Below are 18,664 nucleotides of genomic sequence, written 5' to 3'. Positions count from 1 at the left end.
TTTACTCCCTTATCCGAGCCAGGCGACGGCAATAAAACTTGAACACACCGACATCACCACCAGCACGACCAGCACACCTTGCATGGCTAATGGCAGCGGCTTGGCACTGGCGACTTCTTCTGATGGCTTGCCGGGTACAGTTTGTCCGAACCAGTAGAGGAACCAACCAAAGCTGGCAACCGATTCAATCAAGGCCAGTACCAGCAGCGGTATCAGCAACCAATGTTCATGAGAAAGTGAGAAACCAGCAGCGAAAATGGGGAATTTACTGAAGAAACCGTTAAACGGCGGTACTCCGGTAATGGCCAGTGCAGCCACACAGAATCCGACGCCCAGCAGTGGCATTTTGCCCATAATGCCCTTAAGTTTGGGCAACATACGGGTGCCGCAGCTGTAACTCAGCGCCCCGGCGACCAGGAAGAACAGGCTCTTGGCGAACGCGTGGTTGAAGATGTAGGCAATGCCGCCATCAAAGGCCAGTTTCGAGCCGTAGATAGCCAAAGACAGTGCGAAGAAAATATAAGACAGCTGGGTGATGGTGGAGTAGGCCAGTAGCCGCTTCATATCTTTTTGCGGCAGATACATAAAGAAGCCGTAAATCAAGGTAATAACCGCCATCACCATACCGACAGTACCGATAATCTGCGGTACATCACCGGCGGAGTAGATGGCGCGAGCGAAGATATAGACGCCGACTTTGACCATCGATGCGGCGTGCAGATAGGAACTGACTGGGGTCGGGGCCTCCATCGCATCCGGCAACCAAAGATGTAGTGGTAACTGGGCCGATTTCCCCCAGGCGGCAAACAGGATGCCACCGAACACGATGACTTTAGTGGTGTGGTCCAGTTGCGCCAGTGCCGTTAAAGCAAAGGTGCCGGTATTGACCAGTAGCACTGCTGCCGCCAAATAGAGGCCGATAGCCGCCACATGGGTGACCAGTAAGGCTTTTAGCGCCGAGCGCAGTGACTTTTGGCTCTGGTAGTAACCAATCAAACCCCACGAGCAGCCGCCGGTAATTTCAAAGAAGAACAGCTGTCCCAGCAGAGTGGATGATAAGACCAGTCCTGCCATAGCGCCAATGAATACCAATAGCAGCGCATAGTAGCGGTTGGTGCCTTCGTGAGGGTGCTCGCGATTACCTAATGTCAGATAGCCGGTGGAATAGATACTGACCAGTAAGCCGAGGAATACCACGGCGAAAGCAATTAAGGTGCTGATGCGGTCGATGGTCAGACCGAACAGCGCCATATCACCGTAATGAATTAGATCAAAAGTGATATCCACTTTGCCGCCACTCAGGTAGGCATAAGCCAGCAGAACGGTGCCGAGGGTGGCCAGCAGTGAGAAAAAGGTACAAGACCATTTCGCCCATTGCTGTGGTAAACAGGCAGTGAGAATGGCACCAGCAAACGGAACCAGAATGGTCGCAAGGGCGATATTTATAAGAGCCAGGTTATCCATGATGGGTTTATTAGCTCCTTAAAGGCCGGTGAGATAGAAAACCAGAGACAAGGCAGCGACGCCAAACCCCAGCCAGGTAACACGGGAGGTCAACAGGAAGCGCCCACGGGCAATACTGTTTTCCACGATGGAGGCCAGTACAAACACCACCACCAATTTGATAACGCAGGCCACCAGCGCCCACAGCAAGCCCGGCCCACTCAGTACCGCCAGCTTGCCAAAAGGGATAAATACGCCGAGGAAAAGCTGCGCCACCACCACCTGTTTCAGACTTATGCCCCATTTGACCAAGCCCAGTGACGCACCGGAGTATTCGGTCAGTGGCCCTTCCTGTAGCTCTTGTTCCGCTTCAGCGACATCGAACGGAATTTTGCCCATTTCGATAAATACGGCGAAACCGCAGGCCAACAGCGCCAAAGCCGTTGCGGTCGGTGACTGCCAGTGCCCTTGAGATAAGGTAGTACTGATGGTGCCGATATTGGTTGAGCCAGCAATCAGCCCAACCACCAGCAGTGAAAGGATTAATGTCGGTTCAACCAACACCCCCAGCGTCAACTCGCGACTGGCACCAATACCGGCGAAGATACTGCCGCTATCCAGACCTGCCAGTGAGAAGAAGAAGCGAAACAGCGCGAACAGATACAGCAGAGCTATCAGGTCGCCTGCCACGCCAAAGGGGGAGGCCAGCGTGAAAATGGGTAACGTCATGGCAATCAATAACATGCTGCCCAGCAGTACATAGGGCATCAACCGGAAAATAATCCCGGCATTGGCCGGTGCCACATCCTGACGTTTCAGTAGCTTGGCTAAATCTCGATACTCTTGCAGGATGCCCGGCCCACGGCGCGAGTGCATTCTGGCTCTTACCATGCGCGAAATCCCCGCCATCAGCGGTGCCAGCGCCAGCATCACCAGCGCCTGCCCGATGGCGAAAGCAATCATAGAGAGCGCAGGCATATCAGTAGTTGGCATTGCTCGTCTCCTTAAATAGCCGCAATAATCAGCAGGGTTACCAGCGCGGCGACCACATACAGACAGTAGAGGCGGAAATCACCCTGTTGCAGCCATTGAATGCGTTGGCTGAGCCATTGGATAGAACGGATAAGCGGAGCCACGATTTTGTCATCCCAGACCGGTTCCACTCGGCCCGCACCACTGACGGAATACTCCAGCGCACGCTGCATCATCGGGGCAGGATCGAGTGTTTTACGCAGTCGATAGAGTGGGGCAAACATGGCTCGCAGGGGTTGAGTAAAGCCACCGGCCGAGACAGTCATGGCCTGCTCATAGGCATAACCGCAAGCCCACGGGTCGCCACCATGACGAAATGCCAGACGACTGCCTCTGTAGAAACTGGCGACCAGTAAAATCACCAGCGGCAAAATCAATAAACCAAAGAAGATATATAGGGTGGACAGCATGGCCTGAGAGCTGTGTTGTGGGAATAACATCGCGCCTTGCGCTACCTGTAAAGAAGGCACCGGAGGCGCAGTTATCAAGCTGGAGGCAATGCGGCCAATCACCGGAGCGACATGGGTGGCACCTATTCCCAAAGCCAGGCAAAGCAGCGCCAACAACAGCATGGCGGTGGTCATCGGCCAGGGGACTTCGCGCGCAAGGGCGGCTTTTTCTGTACGCGGCAGACCGCAGAAGCTGATGCCATAAACTTTCACAAAACACATAGCCGCCAATGCACCGGTGATGGCCAGCATCACAATGGCGATTGGCCCGGCGAGGCGAATAATAAAACCGCCGTCTTTGGTCATGGTAAACAGTGATTGGTAGGTGAACCATTCACTGACAAAACCATTGAATGGCGGCAGGGCTGAAATCGCCATACATCCCACCAGAAAGGCCAGTGCGGTATAAGGCATCATTCGGGCCAGCCCGCCCATCTTTTCCATGTCTTTGGTGTGTAAGCGATAAATGACCGCACCGGCCCCGAGGAACAGCAGCCCTTTGAAGGCGGCGTGGTTAAGCAGGTGGTAGAGCGCACCCAGTAAACCCAGCGCCGCGAGTACCGGCTGATGGCTGGCAATACCAATCATACCGACACCGACCCCCATCAGGATGATGCCGATATTCTCAACCGTGTGATACGCCAGTAGCCGTTTGATGTCGTGCTCGGCTAATGCGTACAGCACGCCCAGCACTGAGGACACGGCACCAAAGCCCAACACCACCACGCCCCACCACAGTTGGCTGGCACCGAGCAAATCAATGCCGACTTTGATGATGCCGAAGATGCCTATTTTCACCATCACGCCGGACATCAGGGCAGAAGCATGGGAAGGGGCTGCAGGGTGCGCACGTGGTAACCAGCCATGCAGTGGCAGCATCCCTGCTTTGGCACCAAAACCGAAGAAAGCCAATAAGAAGATAACCGAGGCCATAATGGGTTGCGGATTAGCCTGCCGGAAGGCGGCAAACTCCAGGCTGCCGCTCAGGCGGTACAGCAGGAAGAACGCAATCATAATCAGCACGGAACCGGCGTGGGCAATCAGAAAATAGAGTAAACCCGCGCTGATGGCATCGTCATCCTGATCGGAAATCACCAGGAAGTAAGATGCCAGCGACATCATTTCGAAGAAAATAATAAAGTAGAAGGCATTATCCACCACCACCAACGCCACCATTGAGGCGATGAACAGGTTCATAAACACCCCCATTCCCCACGCCCCGCGCCCTTTGTATTCCTGCACATAGGCCAGTGAATAGAGCGCGGTTATCACCACTAATAGTGAGATGACCATCAGCATAAATGCGGCTAATGGATCAAGACGCAAACTAAATGCGACAAACGGGAATGGCCCCGCGGTGGTGAAGGTGATAATCCCGCCGCCAAGTAGAGTGGGGGCCGCAGCAAACAAGCCCGCAATGCCACCTAACAATGACGCCAATCCGGAGGCATAAATCGCCAGTGTTTCTCGTCGGGCCAGCAGCAGAGAAAGCAGTGCGCCAGCCAGATAAAGCAGTAAGGAGAGCCACAATAGCTCAAGCGAATTCATCATCTTTTCTGCTCCTCGTGAGAGATAGCTGACGAGGTGTCCACGGCCATAAAGGGCAGCTCGTTGGCAAACCCACTGGCGGCGGCCAGGCGGTTGGCGTGATTTGCCTGTTCAATGCTGTGCTCATCCACCAGCATTAAGGCGTTAGTCGGGCAGACCCGCACACATTCCGGCCCCTGAGATTGGAAGCTGCATAAGTCGCATTTCACGGCAACAGTGCGTACTCCGGCATTCCAGGCAAGGAACGGATTCATGTTGGTTGGGCTGAATGGCACATCAGATAGCAGGGTCATCGGAATGTATTCAGGGAAATTTTCTGGCACTGCCAAGGGCTTACTGCCAGCCGGTGTGATTGCGCCAAACGGGCAGGCGATACCGCAGAGCTTGCAGCCGATGCAGGTGGTTTCATCCAATTCGACGGCGTTATTGGTCAGGGTGATGGCATTGACCGGGCAAACCCGCGCGCACCATGCATCTTCACAGTGACGACAGAGAATCGGTGCCGTAACCGTGGCGTTACGCATAACAGTCAATCTGGGATGCTGTTGTAAACCCTTGGCTTTATGCACCTGGCTGCAAGCAGCCATGCAGGTATTGCATCCAATACAAAGCCTCGGTTCCGCAATCACAAAGCGGTTCATGGCCATACCCTCCGGGACAAAAATCTAGTGACAGTCAGGCTGATAGCAATCATTTCCCAGCTCCAAAGCATATTCTGTGCCAGCACGGTGACCGCCAATGCAAAAGAGTCGTGAAGCCGCGCCAGCAGGGCATTAAGGTGATGGCAGACAAAGGGCAGGAATTTAAAAGGCAGTAAAAACAGAGGGATTGCCGCAGCGAAGTGTCGACAATAGTGACGAAATCCTCACTGTCTGATGACACTTCGACAGTGATTATTCATCTCGTGGATTCATATCCAAATAATTATGGAAAATAACAATATTTATCAAAGTATTATGTTGAATGTCGATTCCATGATATGACCGGTATTACTGGCATCGTCTTTGCATTGATTTTGCCAGAGAAATCCATACTGGGAGAACAGTCATGCATGAGATTACCTTGTGCCAAAATGCTATTGCCATGATGGAACAGCAGGCACGGTTGCACGGCGCACAGAGAATTACCGGCGTGTGGCTGGAAACCGGTGCCTTTTCTTGTGTCGAGCCGCAGGCACTGGAGTTCTGTTTTGAGTTAGTGTGTCGTGGCACTTTGGCGGAAGGCTGTGTTTTGCATCTTAGCCAGCAGCAATCACAGGTGTGGTGCCATGACTGCCAGCAAGCGGTTAATTTGCTCAGCAGCAAAGTGACTCGTTGCCCGTTATGTGCGGGCAGCCACTTACGTATTGGAGCGGCTGATGATGGCGTGATAATTAAGCGGTTGGAGGTGGAATGAAGTTGCTTTTTTTATGCCGAGACACTGCGGGAGCCGGATTATGTGTATAGGGATCCCTGGGCAAATTGTCGCGTTGGATGATGTTCAACCAGGCACGGCATGGGTGGATGTCTGTGGCGTGCGCCGCTCGGTCAATATTATGCTGGTGGCTGCGGATGAGCAGGTTAGTACAGCATTAATCGGCCATTGGGTTTTGGTGCATGTGGGGTTCGCTATGAGTCGGCTGGATGAGGATGAAGCGCTGGAAACCTTGCAGTTATTGCAAGAGATGGGGGAGGTTGAAAGTGATGTCGGGGCGTTTTTGGGGCAAAGGGGGTAGTGGGGAGCGCTTTTGATCGTTATTGACGTCAAAACAAAAGCGCATTCAAAATCATGGTGCAGGTGCAGGTGCAGGTGCAGGTGCAGGTTTTTTCGCTTTTTCTTCTGCCAGCCGGTGTTCCAGTTCAACCAGTTGCTCAGGGGATACGGCGGGGTAACCTTGCGCATCATCCGGTATCACGTGTACTGCCGGAATAGGGATTAATGGCCCGAGGAAGCGCGGCTCGCGTTTCATAATATAGAGATCTGACAGCGCACCAAGGCGGGCAAAGATCTCACGTACCCGAACATTGAGCATATCTTTGGGGGACGGCACAGCAAAACACTGCGCTTGAATCCCCATATGCATCGCGATAAACAACGCCCGCTCGCAATGGAAACGCTGAGTAATGATAATAAAATCATTGGTATCAAATACTTTCCGAGTGCGCACAATAGAATCTAGTGTGCGGAAACCGGCATAATCCAACACAATGTCAGAGGCGGGTACGCCAGCGGCAATCAAGTCACGGCGCATGGTCATCGGCTCATTATAACTGTGTAGCGCATTGTCACCACTCAGCAGTAAGTAACTGACTTTGCCACTGTTATAGGCGTTTAGCGCCCCTTGGATGCGGTATTGATAAAACTGATTTATACCACCGGTTTTATAATACTTGGCCGTGCCTAATACCACCCCAACCTGCCGGTGTGGTAAGTCTTGCAGTTCATCGTAGATAAAAGGAGCTGTTTTCCAGCTGATCCAGCGATCGAGCGCAATAGCTGTCACCATCAGCAACCCTGCGATGATAATTAAGCTAATAATCAGGCGTTTCCACATTCTCTGGCCTTTGATGCATTCAATTCACTGGTGATACTGCAAGGCTACTGTACCCACCGATATCATGCCAATAGTTTCTTCTTATTATATTAATGATTGAGGGGGAACTGATGACAAGAGAGTGAGTCTATAACCGGCCTGCGCAGTAGCGCAGGCCGGATAATAACTAGAACGAGGTGCGTTTGTAAGTCCGATACTGTGGCTGCCAATAGTTGTGATCAATGGCTTTAGCTAATGCTTCCTCAGACGTGACAATAGCGACCCCTTGCAACTGTGCGGCCTTACCGACTTGCATGGCGATGGTTTTTGATACCGCCTTAATATCGTCAATATTGGGCAGTAGCGCCCCTTCGCCGTTGAGTGCCAGCGGTGAACACTCTGCCAATGCGCGACTGGCGGCCATCAACATGCCATCGGTGACACGCTTGGCACCGGATGCCAGAACCCCCAAACCAATGCCAGGGAAAATATAAGAGTTATTGCATTGTGCAATCGGATACAGTTTCTCTTTATAACTGACTGGTGAGAAAGGGCTACCTGTTGCGACCAGTGCTGCACCATCTGTCCAGTTAATAATATCTTCTGGCCGTGCTTCAACCCGTGATGTTGGGTTCGACAATGGCATCACTATCGGGCGCGCACAGTGCTTGTGCATCTCGCGGATCAACTCTTCGGTAAATAACCCCGGCTGGCCAGAAACCCCAATCAGCACGGTAGGTTTGGCATTACGCACCACATCCTGCAATGAGATTGAATCACTGGTCAGATTCCAGCTTTGCAATGCATCACTTTTTTGTACCAATTTGCTTTGGAAATCCAACAAATTAGGCAGTTTGTCAGTCAGCAAGCCGAAACGATCGACCATAAAGATACGCGCCCGAGCTTGTTCTTCACTCAGACCTTCTGAAATCATCTGCGCAATGATTTGTTCAGCAATACCACAACCGGCTGAACCTGCACCGAGGAAGGTAACAGTTTGGTCGCGCAACTGGCTACCAGCGGCATGACTTGCCGCAATCAGACTACCCAATGTGACTGCCGCAGTGCCCTGAATATCATCATTGAAACAGCACAACTCATCACGATAGCGGTTGAGTAGCGGCGTCGCGTTGTTCTGAGCAAAATCTTCAAACTGCAATAATACATTTGGCCAGCGGCGTTTGACTGCCTGAATGAATTCATCAACAAAGGCATAATATTCGTCGCCGGAAATACGCGGATGACGCCAGCCCATATACAACGGGTCGTTCAGGCGTTGCGGATTGTTGGTGCCCACATCCAATACCACTGGCAAGGTATACGCTGGGCTAATACCACCGCACGCGGTATACAGTGACAGTTTACCAATGGGAATTCCCATACCGCCGATACCTTGGTCACCAAGGCCGAGAATGCGTTCACCGTCGGTCACAACGATAACTTTCACATTTTGTTTGGTGGCATTTTGCAGCATGTCATCAATGTGTTCTCGGTTTGGGTAAGAGATAAATAACCCGCGCGCGCGGCGATAGATATCAGAGAAGTGTTCACAAGCCTCGCCGACCGTCGGGGTATAAATAATGGGCATCATCTCGCTAAGATGCGCTTCCAGCAGGCGATAAAACAGGGTCTCATTGGTATCTTGAATATTACGTAGATAAATATGCTTATCATCGTCGTTCTTAAAATCCTGATACTGACGATAAGCCCGCTCAGCCTGTTCTTCGATGGTTTCAACTGCTTCCGGCAATAAGCCGTGTAAATTGAAATGGCTTCGCTCATCATTGGTGAAGGCGCTGCCTTTGTTCAATAAAGGGAATTCTAATAGGATCGGGCCAGCGTAGGGGATGTACAGGGGGCGTTTACTTTCGTATTCAAGTTCCATGAGTTTTTACTCTTATGACTTCGGGGCTGGATAGTAATTGTTGCCACCGATCCTAAAAGATAAGAAAAATATGTACAGCTTTTGTTAGTTAAATATGTCGGTTAGCAGTAAAAATGCGAGTTGACTGGCATATTTAGCCGCTGATGGTAGAAATGTATTTTGGCAGGGGGTTAACGATGTAACCCCGTGTTCAGTCTTATCTGTTTAAAATGTCACGTGTTTTACATCGCTACAGCCCAGGGCGGCCAGCGTTGCTTTGGTTGCATCCCATTGAGTCAGCATGGGTTGACTGCCTTCAACCAGCACTGCGCGGCGAATAGCGCCACAATCTTTGCCAGCAAGGTTGGTCATAATCAATGCAGCTTGTAGCGGTGGCAGGCTTGGGTTAAACGCGGCATTTTCAGCATAGCGCCCGGCATAAATAGTGCCGTCGGCGGTTTCCAATGCCACACCGCTGTGAGATTGGCTGTAAGGTGCATGGCTGTGGTTTGCGCCATCAAGTGCTGCCTGAGTCAGGGCATCCGTTTCAGCAATCTTATAGCCGTGATCGACAGGATCCATCAGCAAGGTGGTGATATCCAAATCTTTCGGGCCGAAAGAGTCTGGCAAATATTGTCCCAGAGTTGAAGCAGGGCGGCCTGGTAGATGGATGTGCAGGTCGGTTCCGCTGTTCAGTTCATTCATAAACTGGCGACAATGACCACATGGTGTGTAATTGACGGTAATAGAGACCAGACTGGCCTCATTACGTAACCATGCGTGTGTGACGGCACATTGTTCGGCATGGATGGTTTGTTGCAATGGGGTGCCACTGAACTCCATATTGGCACCGAAATAGAGAGTGCCGCTGATACCGCGAGCAATGGCTCCGACCTTGAAATGAGAGACGGGCGTCAATGCACAAGCAGCAGCTAACGGCAACAAGGCAAATGCCAGTGCGCTATCATCTAACCCACTGATACTCATCACCGTTTTCACTTGTTCTGCTGTCAGCATGGCAGGGAAATCGTTTGCGCTCAAGATAGGTTCAAGTGCGGCTTGCAGTGAAGCGGGCAACTTAGCCCAAGCGTCATGAAAACGTGCTTGCATAGGGTTCTCTCCAATAGTTACGGGAAACTATTTTAGGTAGCTTGGGGTCTTCTTGATGTGACTTAGATCTCGTTATATATGAAATTCATGCAAGTAAAATCTCAAATGAGAGATGTATCTCAAATTTATACTGCACTGTTAGCCAAATAAATGTAGCAGCACCGGAAACAAAAAGGGCGCCAGTAGTGAGGTGATAATCCCACAAATTACCAAGGCCAGTGAGCTGAATGCTCCTTCCTGAAAATCTAACTCAGCACAGCGTGCAGTTCCCAAGGCGTGCGACGCGGTTCCCATTGCCAATCCACGCGAGGCTTTAGTGGTTATCTTTAACAAATTCAACAAGCTGTGACCAAACACCGCACCTAAAATTCCAACAAAAATAACGCACACGGCACTGATGGCGGGTAAGCCATGGATGGATTCGGCCACCGCCATGGCAATCGGTGTGGTAACGGATTTAGGCAGTACCGAAGCGGCAATTTCAGGGGTTGCCCCCATCCACAGGGCCACAGCAGTGCCACTGACCATAGCGGTAATGCTGCCGATAAAACAGATGCTAATGATTGATTTCCAGCGCGCGCGAATTTGATGCAATTGCTCATACAGCGGGAAAGCCAACGCCACTACGGCAGGCTGCAACAGGTCGTTTAATACTTTGCTGCCAGCGAAATAGTTGGCATAAGGCATATGTGTCACTAATAACAATGGAATGATAACAACCATTGATATAAGCAAAGGGTTCAGCAACGGCATTTTCAGCCAGCGAGCCAAACGGCGTGCACTGAAGAACACGATGAGTGTTAGTGGCAGTGACCACCATAAGTTACTGATCATTTGTCCTCCTCGGTGTGAGTGGGAGAACCAATCACCTTGCGCTCACGATGGACATAATGTGAGCTATAAGCCACCACCAACATCACAATCAGGGTACTAACAAAGCAGGAAACCACAATAGGGCCAAATTGCTTGGTGAGTTGGTCATAATATTGCATGACGCCAACACCGATTGGCACAAACAGCAGCGCCATGTAACGAATGAGCAGGTGACAACCGGGCTTTACCCACGTCGAAGGCAAAATTTGTGAGGAAAGCAGGGCAAACAAAATCAGCATTCCGAGAATGCTACCGGGGATGGTTATGGGTAACAGTAAGGCCACGGCCTTACCTGCCCATAAGCACAGATAGATAATGGCGAAAGCTCGCAGATACTGCCAGCAAAGTGAAGTCACATTGCGCATAAAAAGAGTCCTGAGTAACGGAATGCATTCATCATACAATTAACGCTAACACTGTGCTAGTTATCACACTATGAATAATTTTAATGGAATTATGCCAATTACGACTCGTCTTGCAACTGGGAGGGTTGATGGGCTGGCGATTTGGCTAATTGGTAGCCACGATAGAAAAATACCAGCCCCAAAATAGCCGCCACAATCAACATGTAGAACATCATCTCGGGTGCGGTGTAGGCTAACAGGAAACCGCAGAGTACCGGATTCGCAGCACCACCTAACTGACCGAGATTCTGTACCCCATAGTAACTGCCTTTGAGATTCGCGGGGGCAATAAAATCGATAAACAGATATTCGACCGGAATAACAATAATCTCACCCAATGAGAAAATCGCCATCGCTAGCATCCACACAGGGATTGACTGTTGCGCGGCCATAAAGCCGAACAAACCAATAATAAAAAACAGAGTGCCTAGCATTAGCCAGCGCATTAAGTTCTGTTGATTCATACGGCGGCTTAACAGGTATTGTAAGGTAATCACAATAGTTGCATTGACCGTCATCACCGCGCCAATCACCTGATAGGCAAATTTGGCATCAGAAACAGTAATCAGGTATTGAGATAAATAGCCGGAGAACTGACCAAAGACAATGGCACTGAGCATGCTGCCGACGGTGAAATAGATCAGCCGTTTGTCATGGCGCAAAATACGAAACGTTTGGCGGAAATCTGGCACAGACTCCGTCTGTGTATGCTCCGCGACCGACATATCGGTACTGTCGATTCTGAATTTCAGTGTAATAGCAACCAACAACGCTAGTATGCCCGAAATGATAAAGGGGACTTGCGGCCCCATACTGACCACCAAAACTCCCAGCCCTGGGCCGACCGCCCAGCCGACATTGACCAATGTGTAGTTGGCTGAGAAGGCTTTGATTCGCTCGTTGACTGGCAACCAGTCGGCAAAACAGGCTTTAATAGCGATACCATAGACGGAGTATGCTGAATGCAACAATGCCAAAATCAGGATAATCCACGCCGGATGCTCAATCCACGGCAAGGTAAAAAAGGTGGCAGAAAATAGGGTGATCGCCAGTAAAATCAATTGCTTTTTATTGAATTTATCCACCAGATAACCGCCATACAGACTGGTGAAAATCCCCAAGGTCAAACTCGCCCCTAAGACCAGTCCAACCTTGTCTGGCGCTAGTTGAAAGTGTTCGGCCAAATAGATAGTGATAAACGGCAGCGTTACCGCTCGGCCAATGGTTAACACCAGCGAGGCAATCAGCAGGTTAGTGACACGCGATGGAAATCCTTTCATGGTATTTTCTTATTTTTAATTATGGGTAATAAGTTGTTTCTATGCGGATTAATGCCAATAAAAAGAATGACACGCACAGCATTACGACGCGACTCAGCCAATTACAGTAGACTATTGCAGGAGCGAAAGAGAGGGGGTGGAGGAAATTTTTTTTGCAAATAGCAGATCGACCTGAATCGACCTGCCATCAATAGACTATTAACCTAAATATTCGATGATAGACAGCCCGCCATTATAATCGGTGCTGTAGATAATCCCTTGAGCATCAACAAACACATCACATGACTGAATCACTTGTGGGCGACCAGGTCGTTTATCCATCATTTTTTCCGGTGCAGCGGGCACCAGAGAGCCAGTCTCTTTTGGCTGATAGGGGTTGCTGATGTCATAGGCTCGAACCCCCGCATTCTGGTAAGTGGCAAAAATCAGCGATGAACTGATAAAACTACCCGGCCGGTTTTCATGCAGATTATGTGGGCCAAAATGTGCACCTTTTTTCACATAATCCTGTTCATCTGGCACGGGGAAAGTTGAGATACTTATCGGGTTGGTTGGTTCGCGAATATCGAATACCCAAATATGTTTCTCGCCATCCTCTTGGTTATCCAGCACTGCTTCATCCAGCACCACCAGTAAGTCGCGATCTGGCAAAGGAAGCGCAGTATGTGTCCCGCCACCAAAAGGGGGGCTCCAGTTACGATGACTGATCAGTTTTGGCTCAGTGCGGTCGCTGACATCTAATAGTGTCAGTCCACCATCACGCCAGCTACCGTAAGCTGTATCACCACTGACAATGGCATGGTGCAGTGCATAGCGCTTACCTTCAGGCCAGCTTGCTTGTTCGCCCGCAGCAGTATGCATGCCGGGTAAAGCATAACGTCCGGCAACCTGTGGTTTTTGCGGGTCAGCCAAATCAATGGTTAGAAAGATATAATCACTGTAGCCGTCGAGCAGCGCAGAAACATAGGCCCAGCGCCCACCGACATACCAGATACGGTGGATACCGATGCCATCAAGTGGCAGGAAACTTATCTCACGGGGCTTGTCCGGTATCGAAATATCAAAAATACGTAAACCGGCACTCCAACTACGGCCTTCTTGCCGGGTGCTGACCGTTTGGGCCACCGAGCGAGTGTAATACACTTTCTCTTCGGCAAAACTAGCGTCAGCAAACAAGTCACGGGCATTAATCACCAGTAGCAGGTCATCATGAGCTTGTAAGTGTACATTCCACGTATTGGGTGGCGCGGCGATAAAACCAGCCGGACGTGGGTTTTTTGCATCTCGGACATCAATAATCGAAACGCCCTGCGACACCATATGGCCGATATAAGCGAAACCACGATGCACCATCACCTGCACGCCATCGGGTTTTCCACCTTGATCACTATGACCAATCAGCCGCATATTGCGGCTGTATTCAGGTGTTGGCAAGATTCCTTGCGCTGCCATTTATTTCACTCCAAATCAATTTTTTGCATGGGTCTTTAATGACACATTACTGACCATTTTTGGCAGCAAGGGTAGCAAACCAAGGTGAGTTGAAATCATCTGACTGACCCCAGCCAGGGATGATTTTACTCAAACCGGAAACGTTAACTGGGCCAGGTTGACTCGCCAGCAGTGCTTGTGGAATAGAGGCTGCGCGGAATTCGTAACTGGCAGGAGTCTCTTCACCGGCAATTTTCTTGGCAACCAGGCGTAAGTTGACTGTGCCAATGAGCTTAGGATCGACGGCAACGCTGACTTTCCATGGGCTATTCGCTTCGCGCATCAGCTGCAAATCCTGATTCGAGATATCAATGCTATATAACTTGATCTCGGTACGGCCGTTCTCTTGCAAGGCTTTATAAGCGCCTTGAGTAAAGGCATCCCAGGTTCCCCAAATGGCATCGATTTTCCCTTTCGGGTATTTCGCCAAGACTGCTCCCACTTTGTTCGCGGTATCGCCTTGAACATCAGATGACACAGCACCAATAGATTCCAGTTCAGTAATACCCGGATTTTGTTTCAGCAGAGCCTGATAAGCGGCCTGGCGACGTTCCATCGGTGGGAATCCGGCTACCCAGAGCTTGATAATATTCGCTTTACCGTTGAAGTCCTTGACCAACTGACCGAAGGATTCGTTAGTCAGTGAAGCATCATCTTGCTGAGTGACTGTCAGACCGGGGATATCACCCTGAATGGCGGTATCAAATACAGACACGGCAATGCCGTTCGCTGTAATGCGTTTTACCAGTTCAGTCGAGTAGGGGTCACGGCCTTGGGAAAGAATAATCCCGTCGTATTTCTGGCTGATAGCCTGATTAACAAAGTCCTGAAAACGCGCGTCATCGCCATTGCTTAAGAACGTATCGACTTTGAAACCCAGTTTTTTGCCTTCTTTCAATACACCAGATAAGAATTGAGTCGTGTTGTCGTCGGAGCCTAAATTACGGATCACCGCGATTTTAATTTGTCCTTGATGCTTGGCAATGGCATCAGGAATAGGGGTTACCGTGGCGGTGTCTGCAGCGAATACTGGCAGTGCCGTCAGCAGGCTCAGGGCCAGTAATGGGGAAGCAATATTTTTCATCCGGAACTCCGTCATGGTGTTGATAAGTTATGCAATGTATACGGTGCTATCATTCATTGTTATGGCTGTCTTTGTGTCTAGACGTCTATCTGTCTCTGTATAGCATCATAACCATAACTATTTTGATAAGGAATTAACTTTGTTATGAATTTTTGGATCGCGTTATATCTTTTAGTTTGGACTGCTTAAATAAGCAGCAAAGTGCAAGGGGGGACTTTAATGAGAGCAAATGAAGTTAATAACCTTTTTATTTTAGTGGTTTTTTTTCACTGGCGCTTTATAACCTTATTTTTATTGAGACAAATATCCACGATAATATTTTATTTCACTGCTTACTCAGTCCTGATATTCTAAATGGAATTGAGTCATGAAATTAAATAATAGAGGTTAATTACCATAACAAAAATGAATTTTTACCATTTTCAGTTTAATGATATTTAAAGGATTAAAGTCACCATGGTTAAAATTAGCAGCCTATATAAATTAAGACAGGATAGTTCTGATATAGCACAGCTGAATTTGAATTATTGTATTAATAATCCCACATGTCGTTATATGTCCCGCAGTGAGTGTCTGCTTTTATTTGTCCGCTACGTGTTGGCTCTGATGACTATTATGTTTCTGGTTACTATTTTATTTCCAGACTCGATTGATGAAATTCTGGTTTTTTTTGTTTCGTCTTTTTTCGCGGTGCTTTCATTAGTGCTGTTGTTACCTTGTTCGTACCGCTTAGCTAGCCAAAGGTTAAGCCCTTATTTGTTAATATTTCACCTGCTTCCATTCGCTTTCTATCTCTCGCACACTTTATTAGCATTATGTTTATCAGGTTTGTTTTTACTCTATATTCTTGCTATAAATATTTATGATATAAAACCACCAGCATGTGACCGTAGAAAACAGCTGTCTTCAGCCTTACCTAATGAGTATCCATTTGGGTTAGCGTTGATTTGTTTTGGCTTATTATACATAACTTTCTTCCTTATTTTTGAATTGGGTGATGCCATCGTTTCGCTGATGATGTTATCGTGGATTTTCTTTTTACTGGCCAAATGGCATTGGCCAGTTGTGGTATTAAATATAGTGGGTGCTGTCGGTGTATTCTGGTTTTTCTCGTCAGGTTTCGTGGAAATAAAACATCATCAGAATATTATTATCAATGCACTAGTCAAAGTATCCTTACTGGATAATATTTTGTTCCTGATCTTCTCGCTAAGTTTATTTATTAATATGCTGTTTTGGTTAGAAGACTGGCAACGCGAGAGGCAGCCTATAGCCAAAAGTGAGTAAAGATCTGGCTCATTGATAGGCAATAAAAAAAGCCGGTCAGGTTTTGTGACCGGCTTTTTTGCGTGCTAGACCAATATTACTTCACTTGCATACCAGGCTGAGCGCCATTGTCTGGGCTGAGCAGGAAGATATCTTTGCCGCCAGGGCCTGCTGCCATCACCATGCCTTCTGAAATACCGAAGCGCATTTTACGTGGAGCCAGGTTTGCCACCATAACGGTAAGTCGACCTTCCAATACTTTAGGGTCAGGGTAAGCAGAACGGATACCCGAGAAGACCTGACGGGTTTCACCACCAATATCCAACTTAAGTTTCAATAATTTATCTGAACCTTCGACAAAATCTGCTTGTTGAATCAGCGCGATTCGCATGTCTACTTTGGCAAAATCATCAAAACTGATGGTTTCCTGAATCGGGTCATCGGCTAATGGGCCGGTCACAGTGACTGTTGCCGCCATATCTTCTTTAGAAGAGGCAACCATTTCGTTCACCTTATCCAAATCAATGCGGTTAAACAGTGCTTTAAAAGTGTTAATCTGATGGCCTAACAGTGGCTGCTCGATGCTATCCCAGGTTAATTCAGTATTGAGGAAAGCCTCAGTGCGTTCAGTCAGCGCGGGTAGCACCGGCTTGAGATAAGTCATCAGCACGCGGAACAGGTTGATACCCATAGAGCAAATAGCTTGCAAGTCGGCATCACGGCCTTCTTCTTTTGCCACGACCCAAGGTGCCTGTTCATCAACATAACGGTTGGCGACATCGGCCAGCGCCATAATTTCACGAATCGCTTTGCTTGATTCACGATTGTTATAAGCATCGGCAATACTGACTGCGGCATCGGTGAAGGTTTTATATAACGCAGGGTCAGCAAGCTGATCGGCTAACTTGCCCGCAAAACGCTTATTGATAAAACCAGCATTACGCGAGGCCAGATTAACTACTTTGTTGACGATATCGGCATTGACGCGCTGGACGAAATCTTCCAGATTCAAATCAATATCATCAATGCGAGAGGACAGCTTGGCGGCGTAGTAATAGCGCAGACAATCGGCATCCAGATGTTTCAGGTAAGTGCCCGCTTTAATGAATGTGCCACGAGATTTCGACATTTTTGCGCCGTTTACCGTGACATAACCATGAACGAATAGATTGGTTGGCTTACGGAAGTTACTGCCTTCCAACATCGCTGGCCAGAACAGGCTATGGAAGTAAACAATGTCCTTACCAATGAAATGATACAGATCGGCTTCAGAGTCTTTACGCCAGAACTCATCAAAATCTAAATCGCCACGCTTATCGCACAGGTTTTTGAATGCGCCCATATAGCCGATAGGGGCATCAAGCCAGACGTAGAAATATTTACCTGGCGCATCCGGTATTTCGAAACCAAAGTAAGGGGCATCGCGGGAGATATCCCACTGTTGCAGGCCCGATTCAAACCATTCCTGCATTTTATTCGCAACTTGTTCTTGCAGTGCGCCGGAACGTGTCCAGGCTTGCAACATATCGCTAAACGCAGGTAAGTCGAAGAAGAAGTGCTCAGATTCACGCATGACCGGCGTCGCGCCGGAAACCGCAGATTTTGGATCGATAAGTTCAGTTGGGCTGTAGGTTGCGCCACAAACTTCACAGTTATCGCCATATTGATCCGGTGATTTACACTTGGGGCAAGTACCTTTGACAAAGCGATCGGGCAGGAACATTCCTTTCTCAGGATCATAGAGCTGAGAAATCGTCCGATTCTTGATATAACCATTCGCTTTTAGGCGGTTGTATATCAGGCTCGACAGTTCACGGTTTTCATCACTGTGGGTAGAGTGATAGTTATCATAGCTGATAGCGAAACCGGCGAAATCTTGTTGGTGCTCCTGGCTCATCTCGGCAATCATCTGCTCCGGTTCGATACCCAGTTGCTGAGCTTTCAGCATGATTGGGGTGCCGTGGGCATCATCTGCACAGATAAAATGAACCTGGTTGCCGCGCATTCGCTGGAAACGGACCCAGATGTCTGCCTGGATGTGCTCGAGCATGTGACCGAGATGAATAGAACCGTTAGCGTATGGTAGCGCGCACGTCACCAATATTTTTTTCGCGACTTGAGCCATAGTGGGAAATTGCTTTCTTTATGTCGATTAAAGGGTCTTTGATGTTAACCGATATACTGGCTCGTCGCTAGGGTAAGGCGATCCGCGAATGGCCTTAAGTCATAACAATGTTGTTTTAGACTGTTTTCAGCATATTTGGTTATTAACAATTTGGTTATTAACAATTCAGTTATGTGGGCTGAA

At 48.9% G+C, this 18,664-nt stretch carries 16 protein-coding genes; 3 read left to right on the top strand and 13 right to left on the bottom strand.

Annotation, left to right across the window (positions count from 1 at the left end; genetic code table 11):
• Positions 1-9: 9 nt before the first annotated feature.
• From FTB31_RS08210 to FTB31_RS08195, 4 genes are read right to left on the bottom strand one after another with little or no spacing between them, the layout of a single operon-like run.
• The gene (locus FTB31_RS08210) at positions 10-1,464 is read right to left on the bottom strand and encodes a hydrogenase 4 subunit D (RefSeq protein WP_077293686.1); all 1,455 of its coding nucleotides are present in this window, start codon (positions 1,462-1,464) and stop codon (positions 10-12) included.
• An 18-nt stretch (positions 1,465-1,482) separates the two neighbouring features.
• Positions 1,483-2,436: a respiratory chain complex I subunit 1 family protein gene (locus FTB31_RS08205; RefSeq protein WP_005168282.1), complete on the bottom strand. Its 954-nt coding sequence runs from the start codon at positions 2,434-2,436 to the stop codon at positions 1,483-1,485.
• A gap of 11 nt (positions 2,437-2,447) precedes the next feature.
• Positions 2,448-4,475: a hydrogenase 4 subunit B gene (hyfB, locus tag FTB31_RS08200; protein ID WP_227731271.1), complete on the bottom strand. Its 2,028-nt coding sequence runs from the start codon at positions 4,473-4,475 to the stop codon at positions 2,448-2,450.
• The gene (locus FTB31_RS08195) at positions 4,472-5,113 is read right to left on the bottom strand and encodes a 4Fe-4S dicluster domain-containing protein (protein ID WP_227731270.1); all 642 of its coding nucleotides are present in this window, start codon (positions 5,111-5,113) and stop codon (positions 4,472-4,474) included. Before FTB31_RS08195 ends, hyfB begins: the two co-directional genes overlap by 4 nt.
• Positions 5,114-5,519: 406 nt before the next feature.
• Between FTB31_RS08195 and hypA the strand changes: the two genes are divergently transcribed.
• Positions 5,520-5,867, top strand: coding sequence for a hydrogenase maturation nickel metallochaperone HypA (gene hypA, locus FTB31_RS08190; protein WP_004699418.1), 348 nt, complete (start codon positions 5,520-5,522; stop codon positions 5,865-5,867).
• Between the two features lie 40 nt (positions 5,868-5,907).
• Positions 5,908-6,186, top strand: coding sequence for a HypC/HybG/HupF family hydrogenase formation chaperone (locus tag FTB31_RS08185; protein ID WP_050075210.1), 279 nt, complete (start codon positions 5,908-5,910; stop codon positions 6,184-6,186).
• A gap of 51 nt (positions 6,187-6,237) precedes the next feature.
• Here FTB31_RS08185 and sanA read toward each other — a convergent pair whose 3' ends face one another.
• The 8 genes from sanA to FTB31_RS08145 all read right to left on the bottom strand — a co-directional run bounded on the left by sanA (position 6,238) and on the right by FTB31_RS08145 (position 15,090).
• Positions 6,238-7,005, bottom strand: a complete 768-nt coding sequence (gene sanA / locus FTB31_RS08180; RefSeq protein WP_227720403.1) for an outer membrane permeability protein SanA — start codon at positions 7,003-7,005, stop codon at positions 6,238-6,240.
• 166 nt (positions 7,006-7,171) lie between these two features.
• Positions 7,172-8,869: an NAD-dependent malic enzyme gene (locus FTB31_RS08175; protein WP_050075212.1), complete on the bottom strand. Its 1,698-nt coding sequence runs from the start codon at positions 8,867-8,869 to the stop codon at positions 7,172-7,174.
• A gap of 204 nt (positions 8,870-9,073) precedes the next feature.
• Positions 9,074-9,958: a cytidine deaminase gene (gene cdd / locus FTB31_RS08170; RefSeq protein WP_077174853.1), complete on the bottom strand. Its 885-nt coding sequence runs from the start codon at positions 9,956-9,958 to the stop codon at positions 9,074-9,076.
• Between the two features lie 138 nt (positions 9,959-10,096).
• Positions 10,097-10,792, bottom strand: a complete 696-nt coding sequence (locus FTB31_RS08165; protein WP_005162334.1) for a CidB/LrgB family autolysis modulator — start codon at positions 10,790-10,792, stop codon at positions 10,097-10,099.
• Positions 10,789-11,196, bottom strand: coding sequence for a CidA/LrgA family protein (locus FTB31_RS08160; protein ID WP_050075214.1), 408 nt, complete (start codon positions 11,194-11,196; stop codon positions 10,789-10,791). The genes FTB31_RS08165 and FTB31_RS08160 overlap by 4 nt, the downstream gene beginning before the upstream one ends.
• 98 nt (positions 11,197-11,294) lie before the next feature.
• Complete coding sequence (locus tag FTB31_RS08155) at positions 11,295-12,515, bottom strand: MFS transporter (protein WP_050075215.1); 1,221 nt, start codon at positions 12,513-12,515, stop codon at positions 11,295-11,297.
• Between the two features lie 198 nt (positions 12,516-12,713).
• Positions 12,714-13,967: an LVIVD repeat-containing protein gene (locus tag FTB31_RS08150; protein WP_227731269.1), complete on the bottom strand. Its 1,254-nt coding sequence runs from the start codon at positions 13,965-13,967 to the stop codon at positions 12,714-12,716.
• 46 nt (positions 13,968-14,013) lie between these two features.
• A complete protein-coding gene (locus FTB31_RS08145; RefSeq protein ID WP_050075217.1) occupies positions 14,014-15,090 on the bottom strand; it encodes a sugar ABC transporter substrate-binding protein in 1,077 nt (358 codons plus the stop codon).
• 456 nt (positions 15,091-15,546) lie between these two features.
• Here FTB31_RS08145 and FTB31_RS08140 point away from each other — a divergent pair, with 456 nt between their 5' ends.
• Complete coding sequence (locus FTB31_RS08140) at positions 15,547-16,377, top strand: hypothetical protein (RefSeq protein WP_077174854.1); 831 nt, start codon at positions 15,547-15,549, stop codon at positions 16,375-16,377.
• 76 nt (positions 16,378-16,453) lie between these two features.
• Here FTB31_RS08140 and metG read toward each other — a convergent pair whose 3' ends face one another.
• Entirely contained in the window at positions 16,454-18,481 is a 2,028-nt protein-coding gene (metG, locus tag FTB31_RS08135) for a methionine--tRNA ligase (protein WP_050075218.1), read from the bottom strand.
• Positions 18,482-18,664 lie beyond the last annotated feature (183 nt).

This window comes from Yersinia proxima (genome assembly GCF_902170785.1).
GTDB lineage: Bacteria > Pseudomonadota > Gammaproteobacteria > Enterobacterales > Enterobacteriaceae > Yersinia > Yersinia proxima.
This window is presented reverse-complemented; position numbering and strand designations above follow the sequence as displayed.

Bases quoted from the DNA above. Each gene is read 5' to 3' on its own strand.
- FTB31_RS08145 (WP_050075217.1), bottom strand. From the start codon at position 15,090: ATGAAAAATATTGCTTCCCCATTACTGGCCCTGAGCCTGCTGACGGCA.
- FTB31_RS08175 (WP_050075212.1), bottom strand. From the start codon at position 8,869: ATGGAACTTGAATACGAAAGTAAACGCCCCCTGTACATCCCCTACGCT.
- hyfB (WP_227731271.1), bottom strand. From the start codon at position 4,475: ATGATGAATTCGCTTGAGCTATTGTGGCTCTCCTTACTGCTTTATCTG.
- FTB31_RS08195 (WP_227731270.1), bottom strand. From the start codon at position 5,113: ATGAACCGCTTTGTGATTGCGGAACCGAGGCTTTGTATTGGATGCAAT.
- cdd (WP_077174853.1), bottom strand. From the start codon at position 9,958: ATGCAAGCACGTTTTCATGACGCTTGGGCTAAGTTGCCCGCTTCACTG.
- FTB31_RS08150 (WP_227731269.1), bottom strand. From the start codon at position 13,967: ATGGCAGCGCAAGGAATCTTGCCAACACCTGAATACAGCCGCAATATG.
- FTB31_RS08205 (WP_005168282.1), bottom strand. From the start codon at position 2,436: ATGCCAACTACTGATATGCCTGCGCTCTCTATGATTGCTTTCGCCATC.
- hypA (WP_004699418.1), top strand. From the start codon at position 5,520: ATGCATGAGATTACCTTGTGCCAAAATGCTATTGCCATGATGGAACAG.
- FTB31_RS08165 (WP_005162334.1), bottom strand. From the start codon at position 10,792: ATGATCAGTAACTTATGGTGGTCACTGCCACTAACACTCATCGTGTTC.
- FTB31_RS08140 (WP_077174854.1), top strand. From the start codon at position 15,547: ATGGTTAAAATTAGCAGCCTATATAAATTAAGACAGGATAGTTCTGAT.
- FTB31_RS08185 (WP_050075210.1), top strand. From the start codon at position 5,908: ATGTGTATAGGGATCCCTGGGCAAATTGTCGCGTTGGATGATGTTCAA.
- metG (WP_050075218.1), bottom strand. From the start codon at position 18,481: ATGGCTCAAGTCGCGAAAAAAATATTGGTGACGTGCGCGCTACCATAC.
- sanA (WP_227720403.1), bottom strand. From the start codon at position 7,005: ATGTGGAAACGCCTGATTATTAGCTTAATTATCATCGCAGGGTTGCTG.
- FTB31_RS08160 (WP_050075214.1), bottom strand. From the start codon at position 11,196: ATGCGCAATGTGACTTCACTTTGCTGGCAGTATCTGCGAGCTTTCGCC.
- FTB31_RS08155 (WP_050075215.1), bottom strand. From the start codon at position 12,515: ATGAAAGGATTTCCATCGCGTGTCACTAACCTGCTGATTGCCTCGCTG.
- FTB31_RS08210 (WP_077293686.1), bottom strand. From the start codon at position 1,464: ATGGATAACCTGGCTCTTATAAATATCGCCCTTGCGACCATTCTGGTT.